At 64.1% G+C, this 18,316-nt stretch carries 18 protein-coding genes; 10 read left to right on the forward strand and 8 right to left on the reverse strand.

All coding sequences use genetic code 11. The features are described 5' to 3' along the window. Window positions 1-56 precede the first annotated feature (56 nt). Entirely contained in the window at window positions 57-650 is a 594-nt protein-coding gene (hisB, locus tag ACXJMY_RS22065) for an imidazoleglycerol-phosphate dehydratase HisB (RefSeq protein WP_456621532.1), read from the reverse strand. A gap of 239 nt (window positions 651-889) precedes the next feature. Between hisB and hslV the strand changes: the two genes are divergently transcribed. The 5 genes from hslV (at window position 890) to ACXJMY_RS22090 (ending at window position 5,230) form a co-directional block, all read left to right on the forward strand. After that, window positions 890-1,450: an ATP-dependent protease subunit HslV gene (gene hslV, locus ACXJMY_RS22070; RefSeq protein ID WP_456621457.1), complete on the forward strand. Its 561-nt coding sequence runs from the start codon at window positions 890-892 to the stop codon at window positions 1,448-1,450. 4 nt (window positions 1,451-1,454) lie between these two features. Further along, window positions 1,455-1,940, forward strand: coding sequence for a GNAT family N-acetyltransferase (locus ACXJMY_RS22075; protein WP_456621458.1), 486 nt, complete (start codon window positions 1,455-1,457; stop codon window positions 1,938-1,940). Further along, window positions 1,937-2,569 carry a DUF2585 domain-containing protein gene (locus ACXJMY_RS22080; RefSeq protein WP_456621459.1) on the forward strand — a complete coding sequence of 211 codons (633 nt, stop codon included), beginning with the start codon at window positions 1,937-1,939 and terminating at the stop codon, window positions 2,567-2,569. The genes ACXJMY_RS22075 and ACXJMY_RS22080 overlap by 4 nt, the downstream gene beginning before the upstream one ends. A 52-nt stretch (window positions 2,570-2,621) precedes the next feature. Then, window positions 2,622-3,926 (forward strand): ATP-dependent protease ATPase subunit HslU, encoded by a 1,305-nt coding sequence (hslU, locus tag ACXJMY_RS22085; RefSeq protein WP_456621460.1) that lies wholly within the window; start codon window positions 2,622-2,624, stop codon window positions 3,924-3,926. Window positions 3,927-4,105: 179 nt separating this feature from the next. Continuing rightward, window positions 4,106-5,230, forward strand: coding sequence for a hypothetical protein (locus tag ACXJMY_RS22090; protein ID WP_456621461.1), 1,125 nt, complete (start codon window positions 4,106-4,108; stop codon window positions 5,228-5,230). Here the strand turns inward: ACXJMY_RS22090 and ACXJMY_RS22095 are convergent. From ACXJMY_RS22095 to ACXJMY_RS22105, 3 genes are read right to left on the reverse strand one after another with little or no spacing between them, the layout of a single operon-like run. After that, window positions 5,227-5,817 carry a Smr/MutS family protein gene (locus tag ACXJMY_RS22095; protein ID WP_456621462.1) on the reverse strand — a complete coding sequence of 197 codons (591 nt, stop codon included), beginning with the start codon at window positions 5,815-5,817 and terminating at the stop codon, window positions 5,227-5,229. The two genes, ACXJMY_RS22090 and ACXJMY_RS22095, sit on opposite strands and share 4 nt — an antisense overlap. Continuing rightward, window positions 5,814-7,367, reverse strand: coding sequence for a murein transglycosylase A (gene mltA, locus ACXJMY_RS22100; protein ID WP_456621463.1), 1,554 nt, complete (start codon window positions 7,365-7,367; stop codon window positions 5,814-5,816). The genes ACXJMY_RS22095 and mltA overlap by 4 nt, the downstream gene beginning before the upstream one ends. Next, on the reverse strand, window positions 7,345-8,049 hold the full coding sequence (locus ACXJMY_RS22105) for a Tim44/TimA family putative adaptor protein (RefSeq protein WP_456621464.1): 705 nt from the start codon (window positions 8,047-8,049) through the stop codon (window positions 7,345-7,347). The genes mltA and ACXJMY_RS22105 overlap by 23 nt, the downstream gene beginning before the upstream one ends. A gap of 412 nt (window positions 8,050-8,461) precedes the next feature. On the opposite strand from ACXJMY_RS22105, the gene secB reads away from it, so the two are divergent. Next, on the forward strand, window positions 8,462-8,944 hold the full coding sequence (secB, locus tag ACXJMY_RS22110) for a protein-export chaperone SecB (RefSeq protein ID WP_456621465.1): 483 nt from the start codon (window positions 8,462-8,464) through the stop codon (window positions 8,942-8,944). Here secB and dnaQ read toward each other — a convergent pair. The 4 genes from dnaQ to ACXJMY_RS22130 are packed head-to-tail and all read right to left on the reverse strand — an operon-like array spanning window position 8,941 to window position 11,774. Next, on the reverse strand, window positions 8,941-9,657 hold the full coding sequence (gene dnaQ, locus ACXJMY_RS22115) for a DNA polymerase III subunit epsilon (RefSeq protein ID WP_456621466.1): 717 nt from the start codon (window positions 9,655-9,657) through the stop codon (window positions 8,941-8,943). The two genes, secB and dnaQ, sit on opposite strands and share 4 nt — an antisense overlap. Before the next feature lie 36 nt (window positions 9,658-9,693). Next, entirely contained in the window at window positions 9,694-10,293 is a 600-nt protein-coding gene (coaE, locus tag ACXJMY_RS22120; protein ID WP_456621467.1) for a dephospho-CoA kinase, read from the reverse strand. A 23-nt stretch (window positions 10,294-10,316) separates the two neighbouring features. Then, window positions 10,317-10,925 carry a Maf family protein gene (locus ACXJMY_RS22125; protein WP_456621468.1) on the reverse strand — a complete coding sequence of 203 codons (609 nt, stop codon included), beginning with the start codon at window positions 10,923-10,925 and terminating at the stop codon, window positions 10,317-10,319. 9 nt (window positions 10,926-10,934) lie between these two features. Next, window positions 10,935-11,774: a pyruvate, water dikinase regulatory protein gene (locus ACXJMY_RS22130; RefSeq protein WP_456621469.1), complete on the reverse strand. Its 840-nt coding sequence runs from the start codon at window positions 11,772-11,774 to the stop codon at window positions 10,935-10,937. Window positions 11,775-12,233: 459 nt separating this feature from the next. Here ACXJMY_RS22130 and hemJ point away from each other — a divergent pair, with 459 nt between their 5' ends. The 4 genes from hemJ (at window position 12,234) to mnmG (ending at window position 18,240) form a co-directional block, all read left to right on the forward strand. Then, window positions 12,234-12,668 (forward strand): protoporphyrinogen oxidase HemJ, encoded by a 435-nt coding sequence (hemJ, locus tag ACXJMY_RS22135; protein ID WP_456621470.1) that lies wholly within the window; start codon window positions 12,234-12,236, stop codon window positions 12,666-12,668. 248 nt (window positions 12,669-12,916) lie between these two features. Next, window positions 12,917-14,182: a transcription termination factor Rho gene (gene rho, locus ACXJMY_RS22140; RefSeq protein ID WP_166811593.1), complete on the forward strand. Its 1,266-nt coding sequence runs from the start codon at window positions 12,917-12,919 to the stop codon at window positions 14,180-14,182. A 313-nt stretch (window positions 14,183-14,495) separates the two neighbouring features. After that, the gene (gene mnmE / locus ACXJMY_RS22145; protein WP_456621471.1) at window positions 14,496-15,851 is read left to right on the forward strand and encodes a tRNA uridine-5-carboxymethylaminomethyl(34) synthesis GTPase MnmE; all 1,356 of its coding nucleotides are present in this window, start codon (window positions 14,496-14,498) and stop codon (window positions 15,849-15,851) included. Between the two features lie 508 nt (window positions 15,852-16,359). Beyond that, a complete protein-coding gene (gene mnmG / locus ACXJMY_RS22150) occupies window positions 16,360-18,240 on the forward strand; it encodes a tRNA uridine-5-carboxymethylaminomethyl(34) synthesis enzyme MnmG (protein ID WP_456621472.1) in 1,881 nt (626 codons plus the stop codon). Window positions 18,241-18,316 lie beyond the last annotated feature (76 nt).

Consider the following 18,316-nt stretch of genomic DNA (forward strand, 5'->3'; position numbering starts at 1 on the left):
CCCCGTTCTTCGAATTCAGTGAAACCGCAAGCGGCGCGTGCCGGCGGCGGGAGTTGTCAGCCGCCGAGCGAGCCCTTGGTGGAGGGCACCTCGCCCGCCGCCTTCGGATCGATCGCGACCGCCGCCCGCAGCGCCCGCGCCAGACCCTTGAAGCAGGACTCGGCGATATGGTGGCTGTTATCGCCATATAGGGTCTCGACGTGGAGAGTCACGCCGGCATTCATGGCGAAGGCCTGGAACCATTCGCGCACCAGCTCGGTGTCGAACTCGCCGATCTTGTCGCGGGGGAAATCGACCTTGAACACCAGGACCGGGCGGCCCGAGATGTCGATCACGACGCGCGACAGCGTCTCGTCCATGGGCATGTGGACGCCGGCATAGCGGGTGATGCCGGCCATGGTACCGAGCGCCTGCTTGACCGCCTGGCCAAGCGCGATGCCGGTGTCTTCGGTGGTGTGGTGATGATCAATGTGCAGATCGCCCACCGCCTTGACCGTGAGGTCGATGCGGGAATGGCGGGCGAGGAGATCGAGCATATGGTCGAAAAAGCCGATTCCGGTCGCGATTTTGGCCACGCCGGATCCATCGAGGTTCACGGTCACCTCGATGTCGGTCTCCTTGGTCTTGCGCTTGATCGTCGCGGTGCGCATTGAAAGCTTTCGCATTTAGTTGAGCATGATCTTCTCGGAAAACCGGTGCCCACTTTTCCGGATCATGCCCCTTCGGGCCGAAAACGCCGGTCTTTTAACAGCCAAATGACACCTTCGCTACTGCGGGATCGCCCTAACAGGGCGGCAGTTCGGTCTATGGTGAGCGAATTTGGGGCCGGAGCGGCCCGTTGTGCCGGGGGCCCCGACCACCTAAATCAGGCCGGACAACGAGGTATTTGATGCAGGATTCCCAGAACAGCTCGCCGGGCTGGCACGGCACCACGATTTTGACCGTCCGCAAGGGCGGCAAGGTGGTGGTCGGCGGCGACGGCCAGGTCTCGATCGGCCAGACCGTGATCAAGTCCAACGCCAAAAAGGTCCGCAAGCTCGGCAAGGGCGACGTCATCGGCGGCTTCGCCGGCGCCACCGCCGACGCCTTCACGCTGTTTGAGCGGTTGGAATCCAAGCTCGAGCAATATCCGGGGCAACTGACCCGGGCCGCGGTCGAGCTCGCCAAGGACTGGCGCACCGACCGCTATCTGCGGCGGCTGGAGGCCATGATGATCGTGGCCGACAAGGACGTCTCCCTGGTCCTGACCGGCACCGGCGACGTGCTGGAGCCCGAGGCCGGGGTGATGGCGATCGGCTCCGGCGGCAACTATGCGCTGGCCGCGGCACGCGCCCTGCTCGACACCGACAAGGACGCCGAGACCATCGTCCGCCGCTCGCTCGACATCGCCGCCGACATCTGCGTCTACACCAACCGCAACGTGACCATCGAAGCCCTGTCGGCCGGTTAGGCCCATGGCGCTCGCCTACACCTTCCGCCCGATGACCGTGGCCGACCTGCCGCTGGTCCGGCGGTGGCTCGGCGAGGCGCATGTGCGGGAATGGTGGGGCGATCCGGACGAGCAGTTTGCGCTCGTGAGCGGCGACCTCATTGAGCCCGCGATGGACCAGTTCATCGTATTGGCCGGGATGCGGCCGTTCGGCTATCTTCAATGCTACAGCCTGACGGCCTGGAATACGGGCTTCGGGCCGCAACCGGAGCGCACGCGTGGGATCGACCAGTTCATCGGGGAGGGCGACATGATCGCGCGCGGTCACGGCTCGGCGTTCATCCGCGCGTTTGCCGACGAGCAGCTGCGGCACGGCCTGCCGCGCATCGTCACCGATCCGGACCCGCGCAACCTGCGCGCCGTGCACGCCTATGAGAAGGCCGGCTTCGTCCGCGACCGCATGGTCGAGACGCCCGACGGACCGGCGCTCTTGATGGTGCGCGAGCCATGACGCTGGCAACCACGCATGCGAGCAAGGCCGCGTTTCCGCCGCTCGCCTGGGTCGGCATCGCGTTGCTGCTGCTGGCGCTGCAGGCCTCGATCCTGTTCGCGATGGGGCGGGTGCCGATCTGCACCTGCGGCTATGTTAAATTCTGGCATGGCGTGGTGAACAGCTCGGAGAACTCCCAGCACATCGCCGATTGGTACACCTTCTCGCATGTGCTTCACGGCTTCCTGTTCTACGGCCTGACCTGGCTGCTGTTCACGCGCCTGCCGTTCCTGACCCTGTCTTTTCTAAGTTTGTCCTGGCCGGCCCGGCTGATCATCGCCATGCTGATCGAGGGCGCCTGGGAGATCGTCGAGAACTCGCCGTTCATCATCGAGCGCTACCGCGCCGGCACGATCTCGCTGGATTATTACGGCGACAGCATCGTCAATTCGATCTCGGACACGCTGTCCATGGTGCTGGGGTTTCTCGCCGCGCGCCTGCTGCCGGTCCCGGCGACCGTCGCCATCGGCCTCGCCTTCGAGATCATGATGGCGCTCCACATTCGCGACAATCTGACGCTGAACATCCTGATGCTGATCCATCCGATCGAGGCCGTGAAACTTTGGCAATCCGGTCCGCCGATCATCTGATCGCCAAAAAAGCGGCTTGTTACAGCCGGCCTCTGATCCTAGCTAAGGTCCCATGACAGACTTCTCTCCCCGCGAAATCGTTTCCGAACTCGACCGTTTCATCGTCGGCCAGGCCGATGCCAAGCGCGCGGTCTCGATCGCGCTGCGCAACCGCTGGCGCCGGCAGCAGCTCGAGGGCTCGCTGCGCGAGGAAGTGCTGCCGAAGAACATCCTGATGATCGGCCCGACCGGCGTCGGCAAGACGGAAATCGCGCGGCGGCTCGCCAAGCTCGCCAATGCGCCGTTCCTCAAGGTCGAGGCGACGAAGTTCACCGAGGTCGGCTATGTCGGCCGCGACGTCGAGCAGATCGTGCGCGATCTCGTCGAGGTCGCGATCGCCCAGGTGCGCGAGCGCAAGCGCAAGGACGTGCAGGCGCGCGCCCAGCTCGCCGCCGAGGAGCGCGTGCTCGATGCGCTTGTCGGCGCCAATTCAAGCGCGGCCACGCGGGAATCCTTCCGCAAGAAGCTGCGCGCGGGCGAAATGAACGAAAAGGAAATCGAGATCGAGACGCAGTCTTCCGGCAGCGGCTTTCCGATGTTCGAGATCCCGGGCATGCCGGGCGCACAGATGGGCGCGGTCTCGATCGGCGACATTTTCGGCAAGCTCGGCGGCCGCAGCAAGACGCGGCGGCTGACGGTGGAGAGCTCGCACGAGATCCTCGTCAACGAGGAATCCGACAAGCTGCTGGACACCGAGCAGCTGACCCAGGAGGCGATCAGCGCGGTCGAGAACAACGGCATCGTGTTCCTGGACGAGATCGACAAGATCTGCGCGCGCGACGGCCGCGTCGGCGGCGACGTCTCCCGCGAGGGCGTGCAGCGCGACCTGCTGCCGCTGATCGAGGGCACCACGGTCTCGACCAAGCACGGCGCGGTCAAGACCGACCACATCCTGTTCATCGCATCGGGCGCCTTCCATGTCGCCAAGCCGTCCGACCTGCTGCCGGAATTGCAGGGCCGCCTGCCGATCCGCGTCGAGTTGCAGGCGCTGACCCGCGACGACATGCGGCGCATCCTGACCGAGCCCGAGGCCTCGCTGATCAAGCAATATGTCGCGCTGCTGCTGACCGAGGGCGTCACGTTGGACATCACCGATGACGCCATCGACGCGCTGGCCGACGTCGCGGTCGCCGTCAATTCGACGGTCGAGAACATCGGCGCGCGGCGGCTGCAGACCGTGATGGAGCGGGTGCTCGACGAGATCTCCTTCAGCGCCCCCGATCGCAACGGCGAGACCATCCGGGTCGACGCCGACTACGTGCAGAAGCACGTCGGCGACCTCGCCAAGAACGCCGATCTGAGCCGGTTCATTTTGTAATTCGCCAGGCCCGCGCTATCAATTGGCCGTCGTCCCGGCGAAGGCCGGGACCCAAAACCACGAGTGGGTCTTGTTGGAAAAGATGGCGGCCCCAGCGTTGGATCAAAACGAACATTCGTGGCTATGGGTCCCGGCTTTCGCCAGGACGACGGCGGAGTTTTGTGCACGTCGAGTGCCACATGCTCGCTAACGTCCAGAAAAACCCCTGGCGGCTCCTGCTCGCGATCAATGCCGCGATCATCGCCGGCGTGTTCGTCCACAAGATCCAGCTGCCGCCTTACGTTCCCTACATCCACCTCATCGTCGATTATCATTTCGGCTTCATCAAGCGCGCGCTGATCGGGGCGGTGGTCGGGCTGTTCACGGCGAAGGTGCCGGTGTGGCTGGTGTTCGCGCTCGGCGGCGCGACGTGGCTGGTGACGCTTGGGCTGTACGCAAAACTGTTTCAGAAGACGTTCGGCTTCAGCGCGAAGACGCTGCCGCTGTTCGTCTTCATCGCGGGCTCGCCGTTCTTCCTGAAGAACTTCATGCACACGCTCGGCCATTTCGACATCTATGGCTGTGCGCTGGCGATCATCCTGCTGCTGATGCCGGCCGGCTCACTCCTGTTCGTGGCGACAGCCGGGCTGTTCTCGATCGTTCTGGTGCTGATCCATCACATCCATCTGCTGATGTATGTCCCCACGATCATCACCATCGTCGTGATCAGGCACTACCTGGCGCACGGCTGCAATCGTACCAATTTCGCGTTCGGCGTTGTCGCCTTGCTCACCGTCTCCGCCTTGTTCTTCGCAGCCCAGTTCCTGGGAACGATGCCGATTCCGGAGGCGGATTTCGTCCAATATCTGAAGACCCGGATGGCCGATCCGGCGCGGACCGACCTGCTGCAATTCAGCTACATCTGGTATCAGCCGCTGGCGAAGGAGATTTCGGACACCTGGGGACGCCTGCCGCACAACATCCTCGGCGTGCCCGTGTTCGCGCTGCTGATCTGGCTGCACACGCCGCTGTGGCGCTATTTTGCCGGCCTGATCGGCGCGCTCGCCGGCGACATGCACCGCCGTCTCGTGACCGCAGCGCTGGTCGGCGTCAGCCTCGCCTATCTCGTGATGTTCGCGATGGTGTTCGACTATTCGCGCTGGATCTCGAACTGGGCGGTCTGCATGTTCCTGATCCTGCATGCGGTGAAGATGCTGCCGGCCAAACAGCAAGCGCCGCTGATTCCGGCCGAGGATCGCAACACAAACATCTTCGGCCTGATCATCACGCTGATCCCGCGCGTCGGGATCGTGCGGCCGTTTTAGAATCTGGCCCGGCGAATGCGGACGTAAAGCGCGCCCTCGCCGCCATGGCCGATGCCGGCCTCCTCGAAGCCGACGACGAAGGTGCGGAATTCCGGCAGGCTCAGCCACTCCGGCACGTGGCGGCGCAGGACGCCGCTCTCGCCGCCGCTGCGGCCCTTGCCGGTGATGACGAGCACGAAGGTCAGGCCGTCATGATGGGCGCGTTGCAGGAAGCCAGCCAAGGCGCGGTGGGCCCGCATCTGGGTCATGCCGTGCAGATCGAGCCGGGCCTCGATCTCGCTGCGGCCGCGCGACAGTTTTGTGCGCTCGCGTTTGCCGAGCGGCGCCAAGGGTGGCACGGGCGGCTTTGCCGCGCGCGGTGCCGGCGCAGCAGCGACCGGCCTTGCCGGTGGCGGAGGCCTGGTGACTGGCGCCGCTGGCGAAGGCTCGGCGCGCGGCGCAGCTTGCGCCTTTGCCACGCGAAGCTTCTTCAACGGTTTGACGTGCTTTGCAACGAGGTCCCACAGCGCGCGCTCCTCCTCGCTCAGCGCACGGCGGCGCGGCGAGGGACGAGGCTCCAGCACGGGCGGACGGGACGATCGCTTCATTGCTGCCGATGGGGACGATTCTTGGCTGGCCGCCGCGGTTCCTGAACGGGCTCTATCACGGGACGCGGCACCGGCAATGGGACCGGATTGGCAACGGCGACTGTCTCACCTTTACCTTGTGCCACGGCTGCGGCTGGAGCCGCCGGCTTGGTCTGATCCTTGCCCGAATCCTTGGCAGGATCGGTTTGCGGAAACAGCTTTGCGATCTTCTCCGAGGGACGCGGGTCCGGCACCGGCAACTTCGCGCCGCGCAACGAGGGATCGAGGCCCTTCGGCACCAACATGACAAAGTGCATGGGGTGGCGCAGCCGCCCCGAGACCCGGCCGGCGTCCTGGCCGGCGCCGAAATAGAGATCGGCGCGCGCGGGTCCAATGATGGCCGAGCCGGTGTCCTGCGCGATCATCAGGCGATGGAACGCCGTCTTGGACCGTTCGGAATCGATCGGCAGCTCGCCCTCGATGAAGAACGGCGTGCCGTAAACATGCAGCGATTTGTCGACCGCGATCGAGCGGCCGGCCGTCAGCGGAATGCCCTGCGCGCCCACCGCCTCGTCCTTGTCGGACAGGTTGACCTCGCGGAAGAAGATGTAGGAGCGGTTCTGGCGCCGCAGCTCCTTGGCGCCGTCAGGGTTCTGCGCCATCCACTCCCTGATCTTCTGCATCGACATCTCCTCCTTCGGAATGATGCCGCGCTCGATCAGGATGCGCCCCACCGCCGTGTAGGGGTAGCCGTTATAGGCGTCGTAGTTGAGCCGGAGGGTGGTGCCGTCGTCGAACTTGATCCGTGCCGAGCCCTGGATCTGGGCGAACAGCAGATCGGTCGGGTCTTTCAGCCAGGCGATCTCCAGCCCGCGGCCGGCGATCTTGCCGTCCTCGATCTCGCCGCGATCGTAATAGGGCACGAGCTTGCGGCGGCCGATCTTGCGGTAGACCGGACCCTTGTTGGGCAGGCTGACCGAATCCTGCTTGTAGCCGCGCACGAACAGGTTCGAAGGGCGGCGATAGACCGGCACGTTGTAGACATCGGTCTGGGTGCGCGAGCCGTCCAGCACCGGCTCGTAATAGCCGGTCACGAACCCGTCGGGCTCGCCGAGCCGCGAGATCCGCAGCGGCGCGAAATTTTCCTCGAAGAAGGTTTTGGCCCTGGCGTCGTCGGTGAGCTCGAGCGATTTGACGACGCGGCAGGGCTCGCTCAGCGAGGCGCCCAAGGCCTTGGGTTCGACCGCGCCTGTCTGCGCATTGATCGAGCGGCAGCTGGCGCGAAACGTCTTGTAGGCGGCGAGATGATCGTCATCGCTCCAGCCCTTCACGTCCGCCCAGGCCAGCGGCAGATATTGCGCGCCGGGAATTTCGAACGGCAGGGGGAGCTGGGGATAGGGCAAGGCCCGCGGAGGCAGTGCGGCCACTTGTGGAAGATGGTGGTGGTGGCTGCGGTAGTGACGCCGCGCCGCTTCGGCGCCGAGCGAAAACGACGACAGCGCGACGACACCTGCGCAAAGCGCCGTCGCGCTGGTCTTGATGAATGCCTTAATTCGCGCTTCCGGTGCCAACCAGCTTCCAGTTCGGATCGCGAGAGGTGATGTCGCGGGCGAAAGTCCAGACGTCGGTAATGTCGGCGACCGTGTCGGCGCTGCCGTCGACGATGTTGCCGGCCTTGTCGCGGGTGGCCGAAATCATCTGCGACACGAAGCGCACGGTCAGCTGCGCGTTGCGATCGCGCAGCTCGGCGCCGGCGAGCTCGGCCTTGTCGATCGAGACGAACCGCGTCTCCGTCTTCTGCTCGTTCCTCTCGCGCTCCTTGATCGCGGCGTCGAAGCTTTCATAGACCTCCGACGACAACAGGTCGCGCAATGCGCGGCGGTCGCCATTGGCAAACGCCAGCACGATCATCTCGTAGGCGCCGCGGGCGCCGGACAGGAAGTGGCGGGGATCGAAGGTGGAGTCCTTCTCGACGATGGCGTCGAGGCCCTGCGCCAGCGGCGTGCCCGGCTCGGTCAGGCCCTTCCAGCGATCGGAAGGCGGCGTCGGCTCGGCCGTCGGCGCCAGCGGGGCCTGGTCGATCACCTTGCCCGGCATGGTCACGACATTCTTGTCCTGGGCGCCCTGGAGCGCATTGCGGGCGGTGCGGTCGAACGGCGGCCGCTCGCTCCCCGTGCGCTGCCCCAGCACGCTGCGCAGCCGCAAGAAAATGAAGACCGCGAGCGCTAGGAAGATGATGGTGTAGATGTCCACGTGGTATCCGCTTTCTGGTCTTCTCAGAGGTTCTGCCGGGGAAAATCGATCCGGCCAGTAGACCGTTCCATACCGGAACGGCAAGACTCCATCACCATTTTAGGACCGGCTCCGCAGACCGGCATCGGGTCCGTCGGATGTAGGCACGAAACCTTGCCCGGCCAATGGCGCCTTTTGGCACAGAGGGAAGTGTAGCGCGTTTTATGCTTAAGGGGAAACCCGATCCTGACCGGAAATCGCGCATCTTCAATCGTTTAAGGCCCAATTTCGTTGGGAAGGCGGGGTGAACGTCACAGTTGTGGGCGCGGCCCGGATTCCTCATCCGGGACCGTTCGTCCTTGTGGAATGAGGCGGCCCTATGTTAGCCAACCGCCGCGAAATTCAGCCCAAATCGGGTTAAGGAGAGACTTTCATGACCAACGGTAACGGCACCCCTCCCGAGGCGGCCCAGGCTCCCCAGCTCAACGTGCTGGCGCAATATACCAAGGACCTCTCGTTCGAAAATCCGAACGCGCCGAGTTCGCTCCAGTCACAGGGCCAGCCGCCCCAGATCAACATCCAGATCAACGTCAGCGCCAATAACCTCAGCGAACAGGAGTTCGAGGTGACGCTGTCGGTCGAAGGCAAGGCCGAGACCGCGGGCAAGGTGATGTTCTCGTTCGAGCTCGCTTATGCCGGCGTGTTCCGGATCACCAACGTGCCGAAGGAGAATCTGCATCCGCTGGTCATGATCGAGTGCCCGCGGCTGTTGTTCCCGTTCGCCCGCGAGATCATCGCGACCGCGGTTCGCGACGGCGGGTTCCCGCCCCTGATGCTGGATCCGGTCGATTTCGTCGGTCTCTACCGTCAGAACATGGAGCGGCAAATGGCCGCTCAGCCGAGCGGTCAGGCCTAACCGGCCGGACTGACGGCTGGGGCGGGAAGGAACTCGTTCCAGATCGCCTTGTCGCCGAGCGTTGCAATGAAGGCCCGGTGGGCCTCGCGCTCGGCATCTGTCACCCGCGGCGCAAGCGGCACCAGCCGCTGCCGCCGCGGTGTATCGCCTGCCGCATTGACGCGGCTATCCTCGCCGTCGGAAGCCAGGATCAGTTGCGACTGCCGGGCCCCGATCAGATCGATATAGACTTCCGCCAGCAGCTCGGCGTCGAGCAGCGCGCCGTGCTTGGTGCGGTGCGAATTGTCGATCGCATAGCGCGAGCAGAGATCGTCGAGCCGGTTGGACACGCCGGGATGCTTGCGCCGCGCCAGCAGCAATGTGTCGACCAGCCGCTCGCGCGGAATCGCCGCGCGCTTGATGCGGTCTAGCTCGGCATTGATGAAGCTGATGTCGAACGAGGCGTTGTGGATCACCAGCGGCGCATCGCCGATGAACTCGATGAATTCGTCGACCACCTCGTGGAACAGCGGCTTCGTCGCCAGAAATTCGGCCGACAGACCGTGCACCGCAAAGGCTTCCGCCGGCATGTCCCTTTCGGGATTGATGTAAACGTGGAAGCTCTGCCCCGTCGGCATGCGGTTGAAGATCTCGACGCAGCCGATTTCGACCAGACGATCGCCGCGCAGCGGATCGAGGCCGGTGGTTTCGGTGTCGAGAACGATTTCACGCATGATCTGAGAATCTAGGAGGCCGTGTGAGGCGGCGAATCAGGCTCGCCGCTGCGGCATCTTAACGACCTCGGCCAGAATGTCCCTGATTTGCGCGCGCACCGGCTCGAGTCCGTGTGACGTATCCACCACGAAATCGGCGCGCTTGCGCTTCTCTGCATCGGGCGTCTGCTTGGCGATGATGGCGTCGAGCTTCGCCGCGTCCATGGTGCCCCGCGCCAGCACGCGCTCGCGCTGAAGTTCCGGCGAGGTCGACACCACGACCACGGCGTCGACGCGTTTTTCACCGCCGGTCTCGAACAGCAGCGGAATGTCGAGGACCACGACCGGCGCCTTGGCGGCTTCCGCGTCGGCGAAGAATTTCTGGCGGGAAGCACCGAGCATCGGGTGGACGATCTGCTCCAGCTGCTTGATCGCGGCGGGATCGTGCACCACGCGCGCGGACAGTTTCGGCCGATCGACCTTGCCGTTGGCGGTGGTACCCGGGAATGCGGCTTCGATCGCGGGAGCGGCCTCACCTTCGTAGAGTTGATGGACGGCGGCATCGGCGTCGTAGACGGGCACACCGGCCTCCGCGAACAGTTTCGCGGTGGTGGATTTTCCCATCCCGATCGAGCCGGTCAGTCCCAAAATCCGCATCAGCGCACAGCCATCTCTGCCATTCACACCGCAACTAGCCGCTCACGCCGCAGGAACGCAAGCAGCGGCAGCAGCGGCAGGCCGAGAATGGTGAAGTGATCGCCCTCGATTCGCTCGAACAAGTGGATTCCCACGCCCTCGAGCTGATAGGCGCCGACGCTTGACGTCACGGCATCGCCGGCGACATCGAGATAGGCCGAAAGCTCCGGCTCGGACATTTGGCGCATGGTCATGCGGGCCACCGCGACGTCCTCGAAAATAATCTGGCCGTCGCGCGCCACGGCCACGGCCGAATTCAACTCGTGGCTCTTGCCGGCGAGCTCGCGCAATTGCGTCATGGCCTGGGCGCGGCCTGCGGGCTTGTTGAACAGACGATCGCCGAGAGCCAACGTCTGGTCGGCGCCGATCACATAGCTGCCGGGATGATGCACTGAAACAGCCTTGGCCTTTTCGCACGCCAGCAACAGGCCGATGTCGCGCGGTGCCGAAAGCCTGGAGGCGGCCTGGATGCCGCGCTCGTCGATATCGGCCGTAATCGCCTTGAACTCCAGCCCGGCATTGGCCAGCAACATTTTGCGCGCCGCACTTTGCGAGGCGAGGATCAACGGAGATTTGCTGCGCCAGAGACCCATCGCCAGCACTTATTCGGAAGGGCGGTTGCGTTGCCGGTCGGTGTACAGCTTCATGATCGCCGCGGCGGTTTCCTCGATCGAGCGACGGGTGACGTCGAGCAGCGGCCAATCGTGCTTGGCGCTCAGCTTGCGGGCAAACGCGACCTCGTCGGCAACCGCCTGCCTGTCGGTATAGGTGTCGCTGCCGGAGCTGGCGCCCATCGACAGCAGACGGTTCTGACGAACCTGGATCAGGCGTTCCGGCGTTGCGTGCAGGCTCACCACCAGCGGCCGCGTCAACGTCTCCAGTTGCGGCGGCACCGGAATGCCYGGCACCAGCGGCACGTTGGCGGTGCGGATGCCGCGATTGGCGAGATAGATCGACGTCGGCGTCTTCGAGGTGCGGGAGACACCGACGAGCACGACGTCCGCATCGTCAAGTCCTTCGACATGCTGGCCGTCGTCATGGATCATCGTGTAGTTCAGCGCATCGATGCGCTTGAAATATTCTGCATTGAGGACGTGCTGGGCGCCGACCCGGCCGGTCGTCGCCGCCCCGAGATAGGCTTCGAACAACTGCATCACCGGACCGATGATCGACAGGCTCGGGACATTGATCCCCTTGCACTTGTCCTCGAGCCTCGAGACCAGATCCTTCTCGAGCAGCGTGAACAGCACGATTCCCGGCGCTTCCTCGATCTCGTCGAGCACGCGATCGAGCTGCTTCTGGCTGCGTACCAGCGGATAGACATGCTCGACCGGCGTCACGGCGGCGTATTGCGCCGCGACCGCGCGCGCCACGGTGATCAGCGTCTCACCGGTTGAGTCGGAGACGAGGTGGAGATGGAAATAATTGCTCGAAGTCGGCACAAAAACTCTTTGTATGGAGGCGGTGTGGTTTGTGGATTTCTGTGGACCTTAACCCCTCGGAAAGGGTTGCGCGACACCAGGGGCGGGACAAGTGCCAATTTTCTTCACACCACTGCCCGTCAGAACAACTTCGACGCCCGGGCAAAGCAGAAACGGGATTGCGCGGACAACCCCCTTGATAAGCTGCCGACAGCCGCGCGCAAGCCCTTGAGGCCGGACGACTTATCCGGGCAGGCCGGACCTTCGCGGGACATGTTGATGGATGTGAACAAGCGCGCGTGAAGCGGCGGACGGCATTGCGTGAGTCCAATCCACCGTCACTAAGACTCAAACCTTAAGATTCTAAGATTCTTTATTGGAGAAGGGCGCTCCAGATGGATATCTGTGCGCTGGAAGACCTTAACGAGTTCTTACTATCCCCAGCCACCGGAAGGCCGGGCGCAAATTTGGATGCTGGGAATGTTTGAAAACGTCTATCTCTGGATCAAGGCGCTGCACGTGATCGCCGTCATCTCCTGGATGGCCGGCATGCTCTATCTGCCGCGGCTGTTCGTCTATCACTGCGACGCGGAGGTCGGCTCGAAGCAGTCGGAGACGTTCAAGGTCATGGAACGGCGGCTGCTCAAGGCGATCATCAATCCCGCCATGACCGTCACCTGGCTCGCCGGGCTCTACCTCGCCTGGTCCGGCCACTGGTTCGCGTCGCCCTGGCTGCACGTAAAACTTGCACTGGTCCTGGCGCTGTCCGCGGTCCACGGCTTTTTTTCGCGCTGGCTAAAGGATTTCGCCGCCGACCGGCGCCTGCGGACCCAGAAATTCTATCGGATTATCAATGAGGTGCCGACCGTCCTGATGATTCTCATCGTCATCATGGTGATCGTGAAGCCGTTCTAGGCAAGGATCGTGAACGATCGCTCAGCGCTTCGGCTTGCGGAGTGAGGAGCGATTTTCTATATTGGCGATATCCCACCCAACGCAGGCGGATGTGGTTGTGTCTGAGCTTTCCAGAGGCCGGACACCGCATCAGGTTTGAAGCCTCACCCGGCGCTCACCTTGCCAGACCTGCGGACCTTACCTTCTCACGTCCGCATTTCCGAGCCTCCTCGCACCCCCTCCCAAGGTTACCCCACAGGACCACCCCAATGCGGGAAATTAAACTCCAGGACCTCAAGTCGAAGACGCCGGCCGAGCTTGTCTCGTTCGCGGAAGAGAACGGGGTCGAGAATGCCAGCACCATGCGCAAGCAGGAGCTGCTGTTCGCCATCCTCAAGCAGCTTGCGCTGGCGGAAACCGACATCGTCGGCGAAGGCGTCGTCGAGGTGCTGTCCGACGGCTTCGGCTTCCTCCGCTCGCCTGACGCCAATTATCTGCCGGGCCCGGACGACATCTACGTCTCGCCCTCGCAGATCCGCCGCTTCGGCCTGCGCACTGGCGACACCATCGAAGGTCACATCCGCAGCCCGAAAGAGGGCGAGCGCTATTTCGCGTTGCTGAAGGTCAACACGCTCAACTTCGAGGATCCGGAAAAGGCCAAGCACAAGGTCAATTTCGACAACCTCACGCCGCTGTTTCCCAATCAGCGCTTTCGCATGGAGATCGACGATCCGACGCGAAAAGACCTTTCTGCAAGGGTGATCGACATCGTCGCGCCGATCGGCAAGGGCCAGCGCGCACTGATCGTCGCGCCGCCGCGCACCGGCAAGACCGTGCTGATGCAGAACATCGCGCACTCGATCACGCACAATCATCCCGAATGCTATCTGATCGTGCTGCTGATCGACGAACGTCCGGAAGAAGTCACGGACATGCAGCGTTCGGTGAAGGGCGAGGTCGTGTCATCGACCTTCGACGAACCGGCCGTGCGCCACGTCCAGGTCGCCGAGATGGTGATCGAGAAAGCCAAGCGCCTGGTCGAACACGGCCGCGACGTGGTGATCCTGCTCGACTCGATCACGCGTCTGGGCCGCGCCTACAACACCGTGGTGCCGTCATCCGGCAAGGTGCTGACCGGCGGTGTCGACGCCAACGCGCTCCAGCGCCCGAAGCGCTTCTTCGGTGCCGCCCGTAACATCGAGGAGGGCGGCTCGTTGACCATCATCGCGACCGCGCTGGTCGATACCGGCAGCCGCATGGACGAAGTCATCTTCGAAGAGTTCAAGGGCACCGGCAACTCGGAGCTGATCCTGGACCGCAAGGTCTCGGACAAGCGGACCTTCCCGGCGATCGACATCTCCCGCTCCGGCACCCGCAAGGAGGAGCTCATCACCGATCCGCAGGTGCTCAAGAAGATGTACGTGCTCCGCCGCATCCTGAACCCGATGGGGACGATGGATGCGATCGACTTCCTGCTCGACAAGCTGCGCTCGACCAAGAGCAATTCCGAGTTCTTCGACTCGATGAACACCTGAGCTGGCCGCAGCAAGGGATCAGAGGGCGCCTTCGGGCGCCCTTTTCGTTTTGTGCGGCTTTGCTGCAGCAAAGTGCAGCAAAAGGAGCGCCCGACAGGTTCTCGGGATGTCAATCAAGTATTTGGTTTTACTCACTGATATTCTTTATCGGCCACGCCTGGGTGGGTTGAGCTGGGAAAACCCGCAGCAAAATGCAGCGTCCTTATGCTGCAACGCAACATAGAGCGTTTGCTGCGGGATAATCGCAGCAAACGAAGGTCTCGCGGTCATGAAACGATATTTGCCTTTTCGCCGGTAGCCGGACAAATAGGCCATGCACCCGCGGGACCAGACCATCTTTGCGCTGTCGTCAGGCAGGCCTCCGAGCGCGATCGCCGTCGTGCGGGTCTCCGGCCCGCAGGCAGGGCCCGCGCTGACGACACTCGCGGGGAAGCTGCCTGCGCCCAGGCTCGCGGGCCGCCGGCTGCTCCGGGACCGGAAAGGGCAGCCGATCGACGATGCGGTCGTGCTGTGGTTTCCGGGGCCGGCTAGCGCGACCGGCGAGGACGTCGCCGAATTTCACGTCCATGGCGGCCGTGCCGTGCTGTCGGCGCTCCTCGCCGCAATTTCTGAAATTCAGAATGTCCGGGCGGCCGAGCCCGGCGAGTTCACGCGGCGCGCCTTCGAGAACGGCAAGCTCGATCTGACCGAGGCCGAGGGCCTCGACGATCTCATCCACGCCGACACCGACCGGCAGCGGCGCCAAGCGCTGCGGCAGTTGCAGGGCCTGCTGGGCGATCGTGCGCGCGACTGGCGCGAGCGTATCATCGAGGCCTCGGCGCTGATCGAGGCCGGCATCGATTTTTCCGATGAGGGCGATGTGCCCGCGGAGCTGAGGGCGCCGGCCGTGAAGGCGATCAAAGCGCTGCATGAAGAAATCACAAAAGTCCTTGCGGCGCAGGGACATTCTGAACGCCTGCGTGACGGCCTGGTGGTTGCGATCGCGGGCGAGCCGAATGTCGGCAAGTCGACGCTGATCAACCAGCTCGCGCGCCGCGACGTCGCGATCGTTTCGCCGCATGCCGGCACGACGCGCGACGTGATCGAGGTGCAGCTCGATCTCGACGGTTATCCCGTCACGGTGATCGACACCGCCGGCATTCGCGAGACCGATGATCCGGTAGAGCAGGAGGGTGTGCGGCGGGCCCGGGCGCGGGCCGAGGACGCCGACCTGGTGCTGTGGCTGGCGGAAGGACGGCAGGCCATCGATCCCGAGGCAATGCGATCGCTGCGGAAGGCGTCCGGCAAGATCGATCGGTCCGGCGGCTCGGTCTGGATCGTGCGCAACAAGATCGACCTCGTTGACGCCGGCGGCGGGCCAGGCGGCGAGTTCGGGATCTCGGCCAGCCGGGGCGATGGCATTCCCGAGCTGGTCGACGCGCTGGTGAAATTCGCCTCGGAGTTCTTTGGAACAAGCGAGGGTGCGTTGGTGACCCGGGCGCGCCAGCGGGACCTGCTGCGCCAGGCGTCAGACAGCTTGCGCCGGAGTCTGGAGCTTGTAGAAGAGGGCGAGGAACTCGCCGCCGAAGAGCTGCGCGCCGCAGCCTATGCCCTGGGCCGGCTGTTGGGCCGGGTGGACGTCGAGGACGTCCTTGGCGCCATTTTCCAGAAATTCTGCATCGGAAAGTAGCGCTAGTTCTTCATTGTAGGATTAGCGCTTGTTCCGCTTCTTGGTTGTTTCACGTGAAACAGGCTGAGCCGGGTTCCAAGCCGTTTCACGTGGAACACGCGCTATGCCGGCGGTGACAGTCATGAGCGCCCCAATCTCGTCATTGCGAGGAGCTCTTGCGACGAAGCAATCCAGGCTAGCTCCGCGGAAGGATTCTGGATTGCTTCGCTGAGCCTGTCATCGGGCCGCGCGTTCGCGCGGACCCGGTGGCTCGCAATGACGGAGTATGGCGCCGCCGTCGTTCGTCGGGGCCGCGCGCCGAGGTAACAACCCTTCGCGCCTCATCTTTCTCCCGCGACCCAATTTGTTTCACGTGAAACAGAAGGCATTTCAAGGCGCCTTCTACTGTGCATGGGGTTGTTTTGCGAAAAATGCGTGGGAGTCCTCCGAGGTATCCTGTTTCACGTGAAACAACCGCCCGCCGAGTTTTGACTTCCGGCTTTTTCCACTCTGAGCTAGAAGTCCGCCCATGCGTACAGGGCGAGAGAACTTCGACGTCATCGTGATTGGCGGCGGCCATGCCGGCTGTGAAGCCGCTTCTGCTGCTGCCCGGATGGGCGCGACGACGGCTCTGGTGACGCACCGTTTCTCGACCGTCGGCGCGATGTCCTGCAATCCCGCCATCGGCGGTCTCGGGAAAGGCCATCTGGTTCGCGAGGTCGATGCGCTCGACGGCCTGATGGGACGGGTCGCGGACGCCGGCGGCATCCAGTTCCGCGTTCTTAATCGGCGCAAGGGTCCCGCTGTCCGTGGTCCGCGGGCCCAGGCGGATCGCAAGCTCTATGCGGCTGCGATGCAGGCTGCGATCCGCGAGACCGAGGGTCTTTCGGTCATCGAAGGCGAGGCCGATGAGCTGATCGTGGTCGGTGGCCGGGTGACTGGTTTGCGCCTGGCAGACGGGCGGGAGCTTGGGGCGGGGGCTGTTGTCGTCACCACCGGCACCTTCCTGCGCGGTCTGATCCATCTCGGTGAGAAGAACTGGCCCGCCGGCCGTGTCGGGGAGGCCCCCGCAATGGGTCTTTCGGCCTCCTTTGAGCGCGCCGGCTTCACTCTTGGACGGCTCAAGACCGGCACTCCGCCCCGTCTGGACGGTACCACGATCGACTGGTCGGCGGTCGAGATGCAACCCGGAGACGAGCCGCCGGAGCCGTTCTCGGTGATGACGGAGCGGATCACCACACCACAGATCCAGTGCGGGATCACCCGGACCACGTCCGCGACCCACGAGGTGATCCGGTCCAACGTTCATCGCTCTCCGATGTACTCCGGCCAGATCAAGAGCTCCGGACCGCGCTATTGCCCCTCCATCGAGGACAAGATCGTCCGCTTCGGCGACCGTGACGGCCACCAGATCTTCCTGGAGCCGGAAGGGCTGGACGATACGACGGTCTATCCCAACGGCATCTCGACGTCGCTGCCGGAGGAGGTCCAGCTCGCGATCCTGGCCAGCATTCCCGGCCTGGAGCGGGTGAGGATGGTCCGTCCGGGCTACGCCATCGAATACGATCACGTCGACCCGCGCGAACTCGACCCGACGCTCCAGACCAAGCGTCTGCGCGGCCTGTTCCTGGCTGGGCAGATCAACGGCACCACCGGATACGAGGAGGCCGCCGGCCAGGGCATCGTCGCCGGCCTGAACGCCGCGCTGGCGGCGAGTGGCGCCGCGTTGACGGTGTTCGACCGCGCCGATGGCTATCTCGGGGTGATGATCGACGACCTCGTCACCCGCGGGATCAGCGAGCCGTATCGGATGTTCACCTCGCGAGCCGAATACCGGCTGACCCTGCGGGCCGACAATGCCGACCAGCGCCTGACCGAGAAGGGGGTCGCGCTCCGATGCGTCGGCGGGGCCCGAACCCGGCATCACCGCGCCAAGATGGACGCCCTGAATGCGGCCCGGGCGCTCTCCAAGTCCCTGACCATCACCCCGAACGAGGCGATCAAGCACGGACTGTCCCTGAACCGGGATGGTCAGCGTCGCTCGGCCTTCGAGCTGATGGCCTATCCGGAGATCGGCTGGGAGCAGGTCCGCACGATCTGGCCGGAGCTGTCGGCGATCGACCCTGTGATCGCCACCCATCTGGAGATCGACGCCAAGTACGATGTCTATCTGGAGCGCCAGAGCGCCGACGTCGAAGCCTTCCGGCGCGACGAGGGGCTGGTGCTGTCAGAGGTCGACTACCAGCTGGTCCCCGGGCTCTCCAATGAGGTCCGTGCCAAGCTGGAGAAGGCGCGGCCGTTCACCGTCGGCCAGGCCGGCCGGATCGACGGCATGACGCCGGCGGCGCTCGGCATCCTTGYGGCGTACCTTCGCCGCGAAGCACGGAAGACTTCCAAAGCAATTGCATAGGCGTTTCACGTGAAACAGCGCGGACCGGCCGGCGGCAGACCGTCATCAGGGAAACCGTCGGCGGGTGAGGGCGCCC

It is taken from the genome of Bradyrhizobium sp. P5_C12 (assembly GCF_054049735.1).

What these genes read in the sequence shown, in the direction of transcription:
- hisB (WP_456621532.1), bottom strand. Translation starts at nt 650, where the DNA reads ATGCGCACCGCGACGATCAAGCGCAAGACCAAGGAGACCGACATCGAG.
- hslV (WP_456621457.1), top strand. Translation starts at nt 890, where the DNA reads ATGCAGGATTCCCAGAACAGCTCGCCGGGCTGGCACGGCACCACGATT.
- ACXJMY_RS22075 (WP_456621458.1), top strand. Translation starts at nt 1,455, where the DNA reads ATGGCGCTCGCCTACACCTTCCGCCCGATGACCGTGGCCGACCTGCCG.
- ACXJMY_RS22080 (WP_456621459.1), top strand. Translation starts at nt 1,937, where the DNA reads ATGACGCTGGCAACCACGCATGCGAGCAAGGCCGCGTTTCCGCCGCTC.
- hslU (WP_456621460.1), top strand. Translation starts at nt 2,622, where the DNA reads ATGACAGACTTCTCTCCCCGCGAAATCGTTTCCGAACTCGACCGTTTC.
- ACXJMY_RS22090 (WP_456621461.1), top strand. Translation starts at nt 4,106, where the DNA reads ATGCTCGCTAACGTCCAGAAAAACCCCTGGCGGCTCCTGCTCGCGATC.
- ACXJMY_RS22095 (WP_456621462.1), bottom strand. Translation starts at nt 5,817, where the DNA reads ATGAAGCGATCGTCCCGTCCGCCCGTGCTGGAGCCTCGTCCCTCGCCG.
- secB (WP_456621465.1), top strand. Translation starts at nt 8,462, where the DNA reads ATGACCAACGGTAACGGCACCCCTCCCGAGGCGGCCCAGGCTCCCCAG.
- dnaQ (WP_456621466.1), bottom strand. Translation starts at nt 9,657, where the DNA reads ATGCGTGAAATCGTTCTCGACACCGAAACCACCGGCCTCGATCCGCTG.
- coaE (WP_456621467.1), bottom strand. Translation starts at nt 10,293, where the DNA reads ATGCGGATTTTGGGACTGACCGGCTCGATCGGGATGGGAAAATCCACC.
- ACXJMY_RS22125 (WP_456621468.1), bottom strand. Translation starts at nt 10,925, where the DNA reads ATGGGTCTCTGGCGCAGCAAATCTCCGTTGATCCTCGCCTCGCAAAGT.
- hemJ (WP_456621470.1), top strand. Translation starts at nt 12,234, where the DNA reads ATGTTTGAAAACGTCTATCTCTGGATCAAGGCGCTGCACGTGATCGCC.
- rho (WP_166811593.1), top strand. Translation starts at nt 12,917, where the DNA reads ATGCGGGAAATTAAACTCCAGGACCTCAAGTCGAAGACGCCGGCCGAG.
- mnmE (WP_456621471.1), top strand. Translation starts at nt 14,496, where the DNA reads ATGCACCCGCGGGACCAGACCATCTTTGCGCTGTCGTCAGGCAGGCCT.